The organism is Pseudomonas sp. 300 (assembly GCF_055803035.1).
In genome coordinates, this window is the sequence record NZ_JAVLRV010000002.1 from 331747 (window position 1) to 347373 (window position 15627).

Here is a 15627-nt window from a genome sequence, read left to right on the forward strand (position 1 = left end):
CGCCATGAAACTGACCCTCATCCTCGGCTTGCTAGTGATCGGCGGCATTCATTGCGTCGCCGATGCGCTGCCCCTGAACCCCAGCGAAACGGCCGGAAAACGCTTGTACCGCGAAGGTGTTTCGGACAGCGGTGAGCCGCTCATGGCGCGGGTCGGGGCAGCGGATATGATGCTGCCGGCCACCAGCCTGCCGTGCGCCAACTGCCACGGTGCCGATGGTCTCGGGCGGCCCGAGGGCGGGGTGCGACCGCCGGATCTGACGTGGTCGAGGCTCTCCAGCACTTACGGGCAGCAGCAAATCAATGGCCGCAATTACCCGGCCTACACCGAAGGCACGCTCGCGCGGGCGATTCAGGAAGGTCGCGATCCTGGTAACAATCGCCTCGACCCCGCGATGCCGCGGTTCGTGCTGTCGATGAATGATCAGCGCAACCTCACGGCCTACCTCAAACGTCTGGCCGATGACCGCGATCCCGGCCTGACGCCGGACAGCCTGCACCTGGGCACCTTATTGCCGAGTCAGGGACCGCTGGCCGAGGAGGGCGCCACGGTGGCGGCGGTGCTCAATGGCAGCGTGGCGCGGATCAACGAGGCGGGCGGTATTCATGGCCGGCAACTGCGCCTGACGATAATCGATCCGGGGCCGAACCGCACCAGCGCCGAGCAGGCCCTGGACCGGTTGATCGAGCAGGAACACGTGTTCGCCTTGATCGCGCCGCTGGCACCGGCACTCAACACACAATTGGTCACGCGATTGGAGCGGGCGGGCATTCCGTTGATCGGGCCACTCTCATTGCAAGGCTCGTCCCAGAGCAGTCGGCAGATATTTGAACCGATGCCGGGGTTGCACGAACAACTGATTGCGCTCGCCGATTACGCCACCGACAGTTTGCGCGTGCTCCCGGGGCCGACGCTGATCACCTACCCGGACGAGCCCGGCCAGCAACGGGCGGCGCAGAACCTCAGCCAGTACCTGCAAGATCACGCCTGGCAAAAGGTCACGCTGAAAGCTTACGACCCGGCGCAGGACGAACTGCCGCTGGGCTCGCGGTCGGTGTTTTACCTGGGCAGCGGTGGCGGTTTCAGCCGGCTCGCGGAACGTTTGCAGGCGGCGGGGCAGGTGCCTTACCTGTTCGCCACGTCAAATCAGGTCGCCGGTGACTTGTTGCAGGTGCCCAGCGGTTTTTCCCGGCGGGTGTTCCTGTCCTATCCGTTCGTGCCCAGTGACTGGACGCTGGGCGGGCGCCTGGCCCTGACACAACTGCGTGAGCAGCAGGGGCTCGGCGCAGAGCATGCGGTGCTGCAAGTCGGCGCCTTCAGTTCGATGCTGCTGCTCAGCGAAGGCATGAAACAGGCCGGGCGCGATGCCAGCCGCGAAAAACTGATCACTGCGCTGGAAGGCCTGCATGACTTCGAGACCGGATTGACCCCGCTGATCAGCTTCGGTCCCGGCCGGCGTCACGGATTGAGCGGCGCGCACATCGTCACCGTGGACCTGCCCGACCAGCGTTTCTACCTGGTCGCCCCCTACAAACCCATTGCCGCGATGCCCTGACTGGAGGTCTCGATCATGAAGCTCAAGACTCTGCTGATCCTGCTGATGATGTGGTTGCCCGTGGCCTTCGGCAGTAACGGCCCGGTCGCCGCGCGGGTCAATGGCGAGGACATTACCGAGTTCCGCCTCGAACGCTATTTTGCCGAGTACCTGGAGGATCAGGGCCGGGCGGTGGGCAGCATTCGCAACCCCAAGGCGTATAAGCAACTGCGCCAGAAGGCGCTGGACGCGTTGATCGATCGCGAGTTGCTGTGGCAGGAAGCGCTCAAGCGCGGGGTCGTGATCAGTGACGCCACCGTGCAAAGCCAGGTTGAGCAGACCCGGCAAGCCATCGGCGGTGCCGAGAAATTCGCCCGACGCCTGGAAGACGCCGGTTTCGACGAGGCCGCTTTTGCCGAGTACACCCGCCGGGAACTGGCGGCGCAGCAGGTGTTTGCCGAACTGACCAAGGTCGCCGAGCCAGACGACAAACAGGTCCGCGCGTTCTACGAAGAACATCGCAGCGAGATGCGCCGGCCCGAGGAAGTGCAAGCGCGGCACATTCTGATCAAGGTGCCTCAGGCTGCTGATGCCGCCACAGTCGAGGCAGCACGGCTACGCTTAGTTGAGATGCAAGTGAAAATCAGCCAGGGCGCGGACTTTGCCAGCGTGGCCAGGACCGGTTCCGAAGATGCTTCCGCTAGCGACGGCGGAAATCTGGGCTACTTTCCACGTGGGCGCATGCTGCCTGAATTCGAAGCGGCAGCCTTTGCCCAGGCACCGGGAGCGCTCAGCGAGCCGGTGCGGACACCGCTGGGCTGGCACTTGATTCAGGTGCAGAACCACTTGGAGGCGACCGATGTCACAGAAGTGCAGGGGCTTGAGATGGTCAGGGCGTACCTTGCCCGACAGCAACAGGCTGAAGTTCGCCTGCAGGTTCTGGCGCAACTGCGATCGCGCAATCGAATCGAACGAATTGACGACGATTGAAGATTCCCCCCCAATAGTGGGGAAAAGCTTCAGGGCAGATCCGTGTGCGTCCCCGCCTTTGGGGGGCGGGGTACTTGCTCGAAAAGGCTTTTCCATGAATATCAATGGCATGCAGTGGTAAAACACCCGGCGCTCAGCCTGGCATGAAGTGTGCGTTAGCCTCAGTAAGGCGCGCACTCTGCCAGGTTCGGAAATCGGACCTGCGGTTTCAAGGAGTCCACCTTGTTAAACAAAGTACTGGTTGTCGAAGACGAACAGCTGCTGGCACAAAACCTCCAGGATTATCTGCAGGCGCAAGCGCTGGACGTCCGGATTGCACATGACGGTGCGACGGGTATCGGTGAAGCCGAACAGTTTGCACCCGATGTGATGGTGTTCGATTACCGCTTGCCCGACATGGAAGGCTTTGAGGTGCTCGATGCCGTCCGCCAGAACAGGAAGTGTCATTTTGTGCTGATTACCGGGCACCCCACCGCTGAAGTTTGTGAGCGGGCCCGGCAACTGGGAGTCAGCCATATCCTGTTCAAACCGTTTCCATTGGCGGAACTGGCCCGTGCAGTCTGTGACCTTCTGGGAATGCAGCGCGAACCCAAAGCAGGCGTGAGCACATCCGAAGGTTTTGTCGAACGACGCCAGAGCAGGACCGAGAGTTTCCCGCTGCAGTTGTACGACGGCAGTTGGGTGCTGGCGGATCGTCGACGAAGTTCATCGACCTCCAGGGCACCAGACGACGAACAATTGCTCACCGGGGAGTAGTGGCGCGACAAGCCGTTCCGGTAACCGCCGTAATCGCTCGCCGCGTCGACAGGGCTCAAAGCCCCCGGCGTTGGAGAGCAAGCCATGGACCGTCTATCCCTTGCCGTCGAACCGGCGCAGTTGGAATGTGTACCGTCTCGTTTTTCCAGTGAACAACTGGCCCAGGCCCGATCACTGGCCGCCAGTTCCGGCGAACGGATGCTCGAAGCCCTCGGGGTGTTGTGCGAACTGGCCCCCATGCCCTTCATCCAGTGCCTCGGCGCCACCTTGCATTACCCGGTGCTCGACACCGACAGCCTGTTCAAGGCCACCCCGGTGTTCGACCGGGTCACCCTGGCCCAATGCCTCAAGCGCGAATTTATCCTGCTGCGTCACGACGATGCGGTCATTGGCGTGTTTGCCGATCCGTTCGATACGGCGCGGCTGGCCTGGATCGATGACTGCCTGCACGGCGCGCCGCTGTACCTGGTGCATGCCGACGACCTGAAAGCCTATCTGGCACGTCACGAAGAGAGCTTCCACGCGGTGGAATCGCTCAACGCCCAGGCCGACGCCAATATCGAAATCGACACCCTGCAAAGCCTGTCTCTGACCAGCATCAGCGAAGACGCCAGCGTCGTCGTCAAACTGGTCAACTCGACCCTGTACGACGCTTTGAAAATGCACGCCAGCGACATCCATCTGGGTACCACCGGCAGCGGTCTGGTGATCAAGTACCGCATCGACGGCGTGCTCAACAACATCAGCAAGATCCAGGGCAGCGAGTTCGCCGAGCAGGTGATTTCCCGAGTCAAGGTCATGGCCGAGCTGGACATCGGTGAGAAACGCGTGCCACAGGACGGCCGCTTCAAGATCGGCATCAGTGGCCGGCAGATCGACTTCCGGGTCTCGATCATGCCGAGCATTTTCGGTGAAGACGCGGTGCTGCGGGTGCTCGACAAACAAGACCTCGCGGACAAGGTCTGCGGCGTGCAGTTGCAGGCCCTGGGTTTTGAAGATGAAACCCTGCGCCAACTGCGCCGGCTGGCCGCCGAACCCTACGGCATGGTACTGGTGACCGGCCCCACCGGCAGCGGCAAGACCACCACGCTGTACGCGATGATCACCGAGATCAACCACGGCGTGGACAAGATCATCACCATTGAAGACCCGGTGGAATACCAGTTGCCGGGTGTGCTGCAAATTCCGGTCAACGAGAAAAAAGGCCTGACCTTCGCTCGCGGCCTGCGCTCGATCCTGCGTCATGACCCGGACAAGATCATGGTCGGTGAAATCCGTGACCCCGACACCGCGCAGATCGCCGTGCAATCGGCGCTCACCGGGCACCTGGTGTTCACCACGATCCACGCCAACAACGTATTCGACGTGATCGGCCGGTTCACCCAGATGGAAATCGACCCCTACAGCCTCGTCTCGGCGCTCAATGCCGTGCTGGCGCAGCGCTTGATCCGTCTGGTCTGCACCCATTGCAGCGCGCCGAGCAACCCGACTGATGACGAACTGCGCGCTTCGGGTCTCGACCCACACAACGTCGATCACTTCCACTTCGTGCACGGCAAGGGCTGCGGGCATTGCCGGGGCACCGGTTATCGCGGACGCACAGCGATCGCCGAGCTGCTGCACCTGGACGACGAGTTGCGGCAGATGATCGTCGAGCGCCAACCGATTTCGAAAATCAAGGCCCATGCGTGCAAACGTGGTTTGCGCTTGCTGCGCGAGTCGGCACTGGAACTGGTTCAGGAAGGGCGGACCACGCTCGAGGAGATCAATCGTGTCACTTTTGTCTCGTGATCGTTTTGTCGCCGTGCTCGGCGCCAGTGGTGTCGGCCTCGGTCAGCGCCGTGGCAGCGACACTCTGTGGCTGGGCAGCGTCGGTTTTATCGACGAAGGTTTCCATGCCTGGGCGGTGGCGCTGGACACCCTCGACCACCTGCTGGCCGATCACACCCGTGCCGGTGCCGAACTGAGCGTGGTAATTTCCGGGCACTTCAGCCGCTTCTGCCTGGTGCCCTGGAGCGAACAGATCAGCAGCCCTGACGAGTTGCTCGGGTTTGCCCGGCTCTGCTTCGAAGACCTTTACGGCGTGCCAACGCAACCCTGGCGAATGGTGCTCTCGGCGGAACCGGCGGGCTACGACCGGATCGCCAGCGCATTGCCAGAGGATTTGCTGACGCGTCTGCGCACCCTGGTCAGCGCCCGTGGCCTGCGCCTGCGTTCGGTGCAGCCGTACCTGATGGCGGCGTTCAACCACTTCGATAAAAGCCTCGATGCCGGTGATTTCCTGTTCGTGGTCGCCGAGCCGGTGCGCAGCGTGTTGCTGCTGGCGCGGGAAGGCCGCTGGACTTCGGTGCGTTCGGTGGGCAGCAGCGACAGCGACGCCGCACTGACCGCATTGATCGGTCGTGAAAGCCAATTGCAGGCCTCCACCAGCGAGCGGCCACTGAACGTTTACTTGCATGCGCCAGCGCGTATGGACGTGCAGCCCGACATCCCCGGTGTGCACTTGCGCACCCTTGAAGAAGCCCGGACCACCGTACGCGATGGCTTGTACGTCATGTCCCGGGCGGTGGCCTGACATGCGCCCCCTGATGCTCGACTTTCAGCCGCGCCGGCGCTCGGGTCCCCTGGGCTGGAGCCTGCTGGCCGTGGGCGTGGTGGCGGCCCTGAGTGGCGTGTTGGTTCAGCAGCACCTCAGTGATCAGACGGCGCAACAACAGGGCCATCTGCAAACCGCCCAGCGCGTCCTCACCGGCGACACCGGCGGCAAGGTCAGCCTGACCCCGGCGCAAATCCGCGAACAGGCGCAGAACCTCGCCGAGATGCGCAAGGTCTCGCAGCAACTGCGCCGGCCGTGGGAAAGCCTGTTCGCCATGCTCGAAGCCATGCCCCGGGGCGACATCGCCTTGCTGACCCTGACCCCTGATGCGCGCAAAGGCCAGGTGCGGATCAGCGCCGAAGCGAAAGACCTCGACGCCATGCTCGACTTCCACCGCAACCTCGAGGCCAGCGATGAGCTGTCCGATGTGTCGCTGCTGAGCCACGAAATCGTGGCCAACGTGCCGGAACACCCGGTGCAGTTCAACCTGTCGGCTACCTGGGAGATTGGCGATGCAAATCCCTAGATTGATCGTCCACGAATATCTGCAAGGCCTGGGCATTCCCGGTCTGGCAGGGTTGGCGCTGCTGGCGCTGGCGTTGGTTTATGGCCTGGCGGGCCTGATGCCGGACTGGCAGTCGCTGCAACAGCTCAGCCAGCAGACCCGCGAAGCCGGTGAATACCTGGCCAGGGTTGAAGACGGCAGCGTCGCCGCCCCGGTGGTGCCGCAACGTCAGCTCGACGACTTCCGCAGCAAGCTGCCTTCGCAGCCGCAAGCCACGGTGGCCATCGACAAGATCTACGCGTTGGCGGCCCAGGAACACATCACCCTGGCACGCGGTGAATATGCCCTGGGCATCGACCCCAAGACCCATCTGGCGCGTTATCAGATTCTGCTGCCGGTGCGCGGCAGCTACCCGCAACTGCGGCGCTTCCTGCATGCCTTGCTCGGCCAGTTGCCGGCGGTGGTGGTGGAGGACGTGGAGTTTCAGCGCAAAAAGATCGCCGACACCGACCTGACCGGGCGGATCCGCCTGACCCTTTATCTGTCGAGGTCATGATGAATACCAAGCGCGTAGCGGGGTGGGCGGGGTTCTTCGGTATAGCGGCGGCGCTGGCCTGGTTGCCCGATTACTGGATGCCGGCGGACGACGGCGAGGCGTCCGTCGCCGTCGTCGCCACGGCGGCCAGCAGCAAAACCCGTGGTGCGCTGCCTGCCGCGCCAGCCGCCGGCAAAACCGTGGCGGTCAAGGACTTGAGCCCGGCGGGCGACCTGTTCGCCGCCCGCAGCTGGAAGGCAGCACCGACGCTCGCCAGCGTCACCGAACAACCCGTCAACCTGACCCCGGTGGTGACCGTCCCCAGCGCACCGCCGATGCCTTTTCAGTTTGTCGGGCGCATTGGATGATCGCTCGGACCTGCAAGTGTTTTTGCAGAGCGGAGAAAAAATATACGTCGTACGCAAAGGGGATGTGATCGACGAAACCTGGCGGATCGAGGGCATTTCCGACGTGGAACTGAGCTTCGTCTACCTGCCCTTGCATTTGTCCCAGACCTTGTCTGTGGGGAGCGCGCAATGAACAGATCATGCCGAAATACGATAGGCACGCTGATGAGCCTTTTCTGTGTGTGTGCAGGGTTGGCCGCGTGCAGTTCCGCGCAGGTCGCCAACAAGGAAGCGTCCGAGCTGATCGAGCAGGGGCAATACGAGGCCGGCCTGGCGCGGATCGAAGAAGGGCTGCGGAAAAACCCGCGCGATACCGAACTGCACCTGGCCCTGAACACCGCCCACGCCAAGGCGATTACCGCGTTGCTGACCGAGGCCGAAACCGACCGTTCGCGCCGGGATTTTGCCGCCGCGCGCGTCAACTACAGCCGGGTGCTGACCATCGAGCCGAACAACCGGCGCGCCCAGGATGCGATGCGTCAGCTCGACTACATGCGCAGCCTGGATGAGAAGCTGGAACTGGCCCGTGGCGACCTGCGTCGCGGCGATATCTACGGGGCCGACCGTCAGGTCAAACAGATCCTCGAACTCGACCCGAAAAACGACGGCGCACTTGAACTGCAAAGCAACATCCGCCTGGTGCAGAGCCGCAATGTGATCCCGTATCCACAACTGCGCACTCGCCTGGAGCGGCCGGTGACCCTGGAGTTTCGCGACGCCAACCTGAAAACCATTTTCGAGGTGCTGTCGCAGGTCGCCGGGTTGAATTTCATCTTCGACAAAGACCTGCGCCCGGACATGAAAGCCACGATTTTCGTGCGCGACGTACGCATTGAAGACGCCGTGGAACTGCTGCTGCAACAGAACCAGCTGCACCAGAAAGTGGTGAACGAAAACACCTTGCTGATCTACCCGGACTCGCCGCAAAAGCTCAAGGATTACCAGGAACTGGTCATGCGCACCTTTTACCTGACCAGCATCGATGCCAACACCGCGCTGAACATGATCAAAACCATGCTCAAGACACGCGACGTGTTTGTCGATGAACGCCTCAACACCCTGACCATGCGCGACACCGAAGACGCGATCCGCATGGCGGAAAAACTCTTGCAATCGCAAGACCAGTCCAACCCTGAAGTGGTGCTGGAAGTGGAGGTGATGGAGGTCGCGACCCAACGGATTCTCGACCTCGGCCTGCAATGGCCGAATACCTTCGGCGTGATCAACGGCGACGGTTCGGCGGTGACGATCCTCAATCAATTGAAAGGCATCGACTCCAGCCGGATCACCATCTCGCCATCGCCACAACTCAAGATCAACGCCCAGGACAACGACATCAACACCCTGGCCAGCCCGGTGATTCGTGTCAGCAACCGCGAGCAGGCGCGCATCCACATCGGTCAGCGTGTTCCGATCATCAGTGCCACGTCGGTGCCGTCGACCCAAGGCCCGGTGATCACCGAAAGCGTCACTTACCTGGACGTCGGTCTGAAGCTGGAAGTGCAGCCGACCGTGCACCTGAACAACGAGGTGGCGATCAAGATCGCGCTGGAAGTGAGTAACGCGACGCCGCTGGAACCGACCCGTCAGGGCACGATTCCGGTGCAGGTCGATACCCGCAACGCCCAGACCACGCTGCGCCTGCATGACGGCGAAACCCAGATACTCGCCGGCCTGATGCGCAACGACCATGGCGCTACCGGCAACAAGATTCCGGGCCTTGGCGACATTCCTGGCCTGGGCCGGTTGTTCGGCAGCAACAAGGACAACGTCAGCAAATCGGAACTGGTGCTGTCGATCACGCCACGGATCGTGCGCAACCTGCCGTACCAGAGCCCGTCGGACATGGAGTTCCCGACCGGCACTGAAACCAGCATGCACATTCAGGCACCGGACCGGCGGATGGAATCAGCGGTTCAGGATCAGCCCGTCGACCGGCCGGTGGCTGCTACCAATGTGCAAGTCAGCGTCGGGAAGCCTTGATCATGAACGCCTCGCAACGCGGTTTTACCTTGATCGAAGTCGTGGTGACGCTGGCCCTGATCGGCTTGCTGGCCGGCATGGCCGCGCCGCTGACCGAGACCGTGGTGCGCCGGGGAAAAGAGCAGGAGTTGCGCACCGCGCTGTACCAGATCCGCGATGCCATCGACGCCTACAAGCGTGCATTCGATGCCGGTTACATCGAGAAGTCACTGAACAGCAGCGGCTATCCGCCGAACCTGAAAGTGTTGGTGGACGGCGTGCGCGATGTGCGCAGCGCCAAGGGCGCCAAGTTCTATTTTCTGCGCCGCGTGCCTCATGACCCGCTGAAGCCGGTCAAGCGTGACGACGACGGCGGCTGGGGCTTGCGCTCCTATGACAGCACGGCTCAAAACCCGCGCGAGGGCGAAGACGTCTTTGACGTTTACTCCCAGGCGCGCGGCAAGGGGCTTAACGGCATCGCCTACCGGGAGTGGTGAGTTTATGCGTCGGGAAAAGGGTTTTACCCTGCTGGAACTGATGGTGGTCATGGCAATCATCGCGACCCTGATGACCATCGCCTTGCCACGCTATTTCAACAGCCTTGAAGCCTCGAAAGAGACCACGCTGCGCCAGAGCCTGTCGGCGATGCGCGAAGCCCTGGATCACTACTACGGCGACACCGGGCGCTATCCCGACTCCATCGAACAACTGGTGGAACAACGTTACCTGCGCAACCCGCCGATGGACCCGGTTGCCGAACGCAAGGACCTCTGGGTCATGGTCGCGCCGCCGGATGGCGTACCGGGTGGGGTCGCCGATATCAAAAGCGGTGCCACAGGGAGGGCGCGTGATGGCAGCCTTTATTCCGAGTGGTAAGCCTTCGAACGAGGGCGGTTTCACGTACCTGGGCGTGCTGTTCCTGATCATGCTGATGGGCATGGGCCTGGCCAGTGCCGGCGAGTTGTGGTCGACCGCTTCGCGCCGCGATCGTGAGCGTCAGTTGCTCTGGGTCGGTACGCAATACGCCCAGGCCTTGCGCAGCTACTACCGCAGTTCGCCAGGTTTGGCCCAATACCCGAAAGCGCTGGAAGACCTGTTGCAGGACGAGCGTTTTCCCAGCCCCAAACACCATATCCGGCAGCTGTATCCGGACCCGATTGGCGGCGGCGAATGGAGCCTGATGCGCGGTTTCGACGGGCGCATCACCGGCCTCAGCAGCGCCTCCACGGACAAGCCGCTCAAGCAGGCGGACTTCCCGACGCAGTGGTCGGACTTCACCGGCATGGCGAGTTACAAGGACTGGCAGTTCGTCGCCGAGAAAGCCTTTCTCGATGGCACATCGGGACCTGCCAAGGGCCAGTCGAAATTGCCTCAGGCGTTGCAGCCATGAACAGATTCTGTGTGGCGGCGCTCCTGATGCTGATGTCGGCTGCCGCCCCGGCCGGCGAAGAAGACGAAATGATGGGTTTCATCGTCGATGACACGATCTCGCATATCGGTCACGACTTTTACTACTCGTTCAGCGAACGCCTGCGCGCCACCAGCCCGATGGATTTCAACCTGGTGGTGCGCGAACGACCTTCGGCGCGCTGGGGCGCCCTGGTCACCGTGGAATATCAGCAGCGTCTGGTTTACCGGCGTTTTCTTCCGCCGAACACCGTGGAGCTCAAGGACGAGGCCTATGACGCCGCCGACTGGGTTCGCGGGCAGATCGTCCAGCGCAAGCTGGAAGCCATGTTGCAGGACACAACGGACCTTGAGAGGGACGAATTATGAAAACAACAACGTTCTCGCAGCGCCGCCTGTTTTCCAGGGCAGGCATCTGGTTACTCGGGCTCGGCAGTTGTGGCCTGGTCCAGGCCACCGAGTTGGTCTATACGCCCATCAATCCGTCGTTTGGCGGTAACCCGTTGAACGGGACCTGGCTGCTCAACAACGCTCAGGCGCAAAACGACTACGACGATCCTGACTTGAAAAAACGCACCGCTGCGGCCGGGACGTCGGCGCTGGAGCGGTTCACCAGTCAGTTGCAATCACGGCTGCTCGGTCAGTTGCTGGACAACATCTCCGCGGGCAACACCGGGAGCCTGACCACCGACGCTTTTATCGTCAACGTGGTCGACGACTCCGGGCAATTGACCATCGTCGTGACCGACCGAGCGACCGGTGAAGTCTCCGAAATTCAGGTAAGCGGCCTGGCCCCTTGACGGGATTCGGGTTGATGGGGAGTGAAGGACATGAAAAAAATAATAGTGCTAGGGCTGATGTTGGCGGCGTTACAAGGGTGCAGTCTGCGCGACCCGATCGGGGCTGAGCAGGACACCGAAACCCCGACGCTGACCCCGAGGGCTTCGACCTACTACGACTTGATCAACATGCCGCGACCCAAGGGCCGGTTGATGGCGGTGGTGTACGGTTTTCGCGACCAGACCGGTCAGTACAAACCGACGCCGGCCAGTTCGTTTTCCACCAGCGTCACCCAGGGCGCGGCGAGCATGCTGATGGATGCATTGCAAGCCAGCGGCTGGTTTGTGGTGCTGGAACGCGAAGGGCTGCAGAACTTGCTGACCGAGCGCAAGATCATCCGCGCCTCGCAGAAAAAACCGAACACACCGGTGAATATTCAGGGTGAACTGCCGCCGCTGCAAGCAGCGAACATGATGCTTGAGGGCGGGATCATTGCCTACGACACCAACGTGAAAAGCGGCGGGGAAGGGGCGCGCTACCTGGGTATCGATATATCGCGGGAGTATCGGGTGGATCAGGTCACGGTGAACCTGCGGGCGGTGGATGTGCGCAGCGGGCAGGTGCTGGCCAATGTGATGACCAGCAAGACCATCTACTCCGTGGGACGTAGTGCCGGGGTGTTCAAGTTTATCGAGTTCAAGAAGCTGCTTGAGGCGGAGGTCGGCTACACCACCAACGAGCCCGCGCAGTTGTGTGTGTTGTCGGCGATCGAAGCGGCGGTGGGGCATCTGTTGGCGCAGGGGATCGAGCGGCATTTGTGGCAGGTGGCGGGGGATAATTCGCCGCAGAGCAGTGAGACGCTTGACCGTTACCTGACTCAGAACAAGGTTGTGCCTGAGGGTGAGGACGAGTAAACCGAGGCGGCCTTCGGGCCGACCTGGTTCTTGCAGATGTACCCGATTCAAAACTGTGGGAGCGAGCCTGCCCGCGAAGGCGGCCTGATAGCCGACCTATGTTTTGTTGACCAAGTACATATCCATTCCTGCAGTAACGGCCACTTATGGTTTCGCCCTTACGGCGAGTCACTTTTGACAAACGCCCGGAATGCCGGCCCAGACAAAAGTAACCAAAAAGTCTCGCCCCAAGCGTCCGGCCCCTCGCTCCGGTCCTGCTCCGTGGGCCCGCCGCGATCGGCCATCCCTGGCCGTGCGCGGCTAACCCGGCATCCTTGCCGGGTTACCACTGCGCAGAACCTCCACTCGGCCTCCCGAAGGGGCGGGCAGATCAAGATCAAAAGCTCACGCGAGCTTCTGCGGTACACGATTCTCTGTAGGAGCTGGCTTGCCAGCGATGGCGGCCTCATTGACGATGCAAATCTTATGGTCCCATCGCTGGCAAGCCAGCTCCTACAAAGTGTGAGTCGCCGGCTACATCGTCTTGCGCCGTTGCCTACAACTACGCCAGAATCCGCCGGCTTGTGTGCTTTGGTCCTGATCTCTATCGTTGCCGCGTCGCTGCCAATTCAGCGATCGGGTTTAGCAGCTCGTTCAATATCAAGGCACGCCAGTGTCACCTTCTGATCCTTCCTCGCAAATATTGCGTAGGCAGGTCTACGTTATGGTGGCTGTGCGTGGGGCACTTCGGTGCGCCGGGTTCCTTGATCCCTGGTCTGCTAACCCGCGTACAGTCGCCACCCCTTTGTTTAGCAGCAACGTGTGGCGGCTCCATTGATCAAGGAGCTTCACCATGCCAAAACCAACCCCAAATCCCCCCGAATCAGACACCAAAAGCAACCCCACCAACCCTGCTTCCAACCTCCACCTGAAACCCACCCTCCTAAAATCCTGCGCTCCCCACAATCCCAGCAACATGTTTTTCATCGCCCCGGATATCGACACCGAAAGCCTGTTGGCCCACGCCTGTGAGTCACTGGCGTCGGCGAGTGTCATGGCCAGTGATTTCGCGGTGTTTCTGGACGGGCCGCAGCGCAGTCTGTTGTTGGGCATCCAGCAGGTGATCATGCTGGCGGATCTGGCGGTGAATCGGGCGCTGGATAACCTTGATCCGCAGGAGTAGCGGCAGGTCGACCGCGTTATCGTTCATCGCTGGCAAGCCAGCGCTTACAGAAAAGGGTTAGCCATAAAAAAACCGCGACCTCCATCAAGGGCCGCGGTTTTTTATACCTCCGCAATTACTGCTGCAACACCGTCGCCCGGTTATCCGTACCCAGCTGTTGAATGGTCGCCATCTGCGTCACGCCACTCTGATCGACATTGGCAATGTTCCCGGTGCCGCCCTGGGTTACATACGCCACGTTCATGGTGTCAGCCTGTTTCAGGGTGATCTGGTTATCGCTGCCCCACTGATTGGTGTACGCCTGGTTACCGGTGCCGGACTGGTCGAACGCGGTGCTGTTGCCCGTACCGTTGCTGCTGCCTTCGGCCCGGTTGGCGGTGCCGCGTTGATCGGCGATGAGGATGTTGTCGCTGCCGTTCTGGTCGAAGTACAGCTCGTTGTAGCTGTCGGCCTGGCTGACCGTGGTTTTGTTGCCGGTGCCGGTCTGGTTGGTCGTCATGATGTGGCCGACGCCATCCTGGGTGAAGTTGGCGATGTTGGCGCTGCCGGTCTGGTTGATGGTTGCCCGTTGGTTGCTGCCGAACTGGCCACCTTTTTGCGGGCCTTTCCAGTTGCTGGCGTAGACCTTGTTGTCGTTGCCCACCGAAGTCGCGGTGAGCGAGTGGCCTTCGCCGGTCTGGTAGGTGAAGTGCGTGTTACCCGTGCCTGTCTGGTACAGCGCAATGGTCGAGCCGGTGGATTCGAACTGGTCGGCGTAGATCGCGTTGAGGTCGCCGACCTGGAAGACCTGGGCGGTGTTGTTTTCGCCGAAGCTTTGGTCAACCACGGTTTCGTTGGTCAGGCCAATCTGGTCGACGGTGGCCATGCTGCCGGTTTGTCCGTCCTGCCAGACTTCGGTGCCGTTGCCGTCGCCGAGCTGGTTGATCGACAGGTTGCCGCCGTCACCGTTGCGCTGGTCGCCGTAGGCATAGTTGTTGGTGCCGGTCTGGTTGATGTCGATCTGGCCGCCCATGTGGTTGATCTGCTCGGCGGTGGCGTAGTTGGTGCTGCCGTACTGGATGATCACCGCCGTATTGGCGATGCCGAGCTGGATCTGTTCGATGTAGGCTTCGTTGCTGTCGCCGAACTGGAAGGTTTGACCGGTAGTGCCCTCCTGGCTGTCCTGATAGACAAACGAAAAGTTGCCGGTGCCTTGCTGTTGTTGCAGCACTTCGCCACCGCCCACACCGATCGACTGGCTGGCGTGGCTGGTGTTGAAGCTGCCGGTCTGCTGCTGGGTGATGGTGCTGTTGTTCTCGAACAATTGCTCGGCGTAACCGGCGTTGTATTCTCCGACCTGGTTCTGGTCGATGGTGCTGGTGGCCGAGTCTTGCACGGCGGCCGCATCGTTGCCCTGGCCAAGTTGCTGCTGGGTGGCGGTGCTGAAGGGGGCCAGGGTCTGTTTCACGTCGGCGACGTTGGCGGTGCCGACCTGGTCCTGGCTGGAAATGCTGTCGTCGGCCAACGCCTGGGCACTGACAATGACCAGGATGGCGGCGGTGAGGGGCGTCAGTTTGAACATGATGAAACCTCCAGGGTGGTGCAGTGCTTTAGCGGTATTGTTTGACCGAAACGCTCATGCCGTTTCCGGACTGGGTCACGGCGCTGGAAAGCCCCGTGCCGGCCTGGTCGATGCTGGCGTCGTTGTTATTGCCGTTCTGGGAAATCTGCGCGCGGTTCTGGCTGCCGTTCTGCGTGATCGAGGCTGAGTTGCCGGAACCTTGCTGAGTGATCATTGCCATCAGGTCGCTGCCTTGTTGCAGGATGTACGCTTCCTGATTGCTCCCCGACTGGACGATGGTGCCGAGCAGTGACTGGCCGTTCTGTTGCAGCAGCGCCACGTTGGCCTGGCCGTTCTGGTCGATCAGCGCGTGCTGGCCGATCGGCGGTGGCAACTCGCCGAGGTCGGTGCCGGGGCCCAGGTCGTCGTTCTCCATCAGATCGTCGGCGCGCACGCCCGCGCTGCTGCAGAGCAGAAGCAGGCAGAGCAGGGCGGCGGTCGACGTTTTCATGAGGCTGTCCTTTAGCAAGAGGCCTGCC

At 61.7% G+C, this 15627-nt stretch carries 17 protein-coding genes and 1 pseudogene; 16 read left to right on the forward strand and 2 right to left on the reverse strand.

Going from position 1 to position 15627, the window contains the following annotated elements; translation table 11 throughout:
- Positions 1-4: 4 nt before the first annotated feature.
- The 16 genes and pseudogenes from Q7W83_RS07600 (at position 5) to Q7W83_RS07675 (ending at position 13548) form a co-directional block, all read left to right on the forward strand.
- Complete coding sequence (locus Q7W83_RS07600) at positions 5-1555, forward strand: cytochrome c/ABC transporter substrate-binding protein (RefSeq protein WP_473655871.1); 1551 nt, start codon at positions 5-7, stop codon at positions 1553-1555.
- Between the two features lie 15 nt (positions 1556-1570).
- On the forward strand, positions 1571-2524 hold the full coding sequence (locus Q7W83_RS07605; protein WP_458377591.1) for a peptidylprolyl isomerase: 954 nt from the start codon (positions 1571-1573) through the stop codon (positions 2522-2524).
- Positions 2525-2746: 222 nt separating this feature from the next.
- A complete protein-coding gene (locus Q7W83_RS07610; protein WP_150631458.1) occupies positions 2747-3280 on the forward strand; it encodes a response regulator in 534 nt (177 codons plus the stop codon).
- Positions 3281-3364: 84 nt separating this feature from the next.
- The gene (locus tag Q7W83_RS07615) at positions 3365-5071 is read left to right on the forward strand and encodes a GspE/PulE family protein (RefSeq protein WP_150631459.1); all 1707 of its coding nucleotides are present in this window, start codon (positions 3365-3367) and stop codon (positions 5069-5071) included.
- Positions 5052-5855, forward strand: coding sequence for a hypothetical protein (locus Q7W83_RS07620; protein WP_473655872.1), 804 nt, complete (start codon positions 5052-5054; stop codon positions 5853-5855). The genes Q7W83_RS07615 and Q7W83_RS07620 overlap by 20 nt, the downstream gene beginning before the upstream one ends.
- A gap of 1 nt (position 5856) precedes the next feature.
- Positions 5857-6402, forward strand: a complete 546-nt coding sequence (locus Q7W83_RS07625; protein ID WP_150631461.1) for a PilN domain-containing protein — start codon at positions 5857-5859, stop codon at positions 6400-6402.
- The gene (locus Q7W83_RS07630; protein ID WP_150631462.1) at positions 6389-6937 is read left to right on the forward strand and encodes a GspMb/PilO family protein; all 549 of its coding nucleotides are present in this window, start codon (positions 6389-6391) and stop codon (positions 6935-6937) included. Before Q7W83_RS07625 ends, Q7W83_RS07630 begins: the two co-directional genes overlap by 14 nt.
- A pseudogene (locus tag Q7W83_RS07635) lies at positions 6937-7456 on the forward strand (hypothetical protein). Before Q7W83_RS07630 ends, Q7W83_RS07635 begins: the two are co-directional and overlap by 1 nt.
- Positions 7453-9306, forward strand: a complete 1854-nt coding sequence (locus Q7W83_RS07640) for a secretin N-terminal domain-containing protein (protein ID WP_473655873.1) — start codon at positions 7453-7455, stop codon at positions 9304-9306. Before Q7W83_RS07635 ends, Q7W83_RS07640 begins: the two are co-directional and overlap by 4 nt.
- A 2-nt stretch (positions 9307-9308) precedes the next feature.
- A complete protein-coding gene (locus Q7W83_RS07645) occupies positions 9309-9782 on the forward strand; it encodes a type II secretion system protein (protein ID WP_150631465.1) in 474 nt (157 codons plus the stop codon).
- A gap of 4 nt (positions 9783-9786) precedes the next feature.
- The gene (locus tag Q7W83_RS07650; protein ID WP_150631466.1) at positions 9787-10161 is read left to right on the forward strand and encodes a type II secretion system protein; all 375 of its coding nucleotides are present in this window, start codon (positions 9787-9789) and stop codon (positions 10159-10161) included.
- Positions 10136-10675: a type II secretion system protein gene (locus Q7W83_RS07655; RefSeq protein ID WP_150631467.1), complete on the forward strand. Its 540-nt coding sequence runs from the start codon at positions 10136-10138 to the stop codon at positions 10673-10675. The genes Q7W83_RS07650 and Q7W83_RS07655 overlap by 26 nt, the downstream gene beginning before the upstream one ends.
- The gene (csgE, locus tag Q7W83_RS07660; RefSeq protein WP_150631468.1) at positions 10672-11061 is read left to right on the forward strand and encodes a curli production assembly/transport protein CsgE; all 390 of its coding nucleotides are present in this window, start codon (positions 10672-10674) and stop codon (positions 11059-11061) included. Before Q7W83_RS07655 ends, csgE begins: the two co-directional genes overlap by 4 nt.
- Positions 11058-11492, forward strand: a complete 435-nt coding sequence (locus Q7W83_RS07665) for a curli assembly protein CsgF (protein ID WP_150631469.1) — start codon at positions 11058-11060, stop codon at positions 11490-11492. The genes csgE and Q7W83_RS07665 overlap by 4 nt, the downstream gene beginning before the upstream one ends.
- 30 nt (positions 11493-11522) lie before the next feature.
- On the forward strand, positions 11523-12386 hold the full coding sequence (locus Q7W83_RS07670) for a CsgG/HfaB family protein (RefSeq protein ID WP_150631470.1): 864 nt from the start codon (positions 11523-11525) through the stop codon (positions 12384-12386).
- An 832-nt stretch (positions 12387-13218) separates the two neighbouring features.
- Positions 13219-13548: a DUF6124 family protein gene (locus tag Q7W83_RS07675; RefSeq protein ID WP_150653180.1), complete on the forward strand. Its 330-nt coding sequence runs from the start codon at positions 13219-13221 to the stop codon at positions 13546-13548.
- Between the two features lie 115 nt (positions 13549-13663).
- Here Q7W83_RS07675 and Q7W83_RS07680 read toward each other — a convergent pair whose 3' ends face one another.
- Together Q7W83_RS07680 and Q7W83_RS07685 are read right to left on the reverse strand one after the other, a co-directional pair.
- On the reverse strand, positions 13664-15109 hold the full coding sequence (locus Q7W83_RS07680; protein WP_150631473.1) for a curlin: 1446 nt from the start codon (positions 15107-15109) through the stop codon (positions 13664-13666).
- A gap of 28 nt (positions 15110-15137) precedes the next feature.
- Positions 15138-15599, reverse strand: coding sequence for a curlin (locus Q7W83_RS07685; protein WP_150631474.1), 462 nt, complete (start codon positions 15597-15599; stop codon positions 15138-15140).
- Positions 15600-15627: the final 28 nt, after the last annotated feature.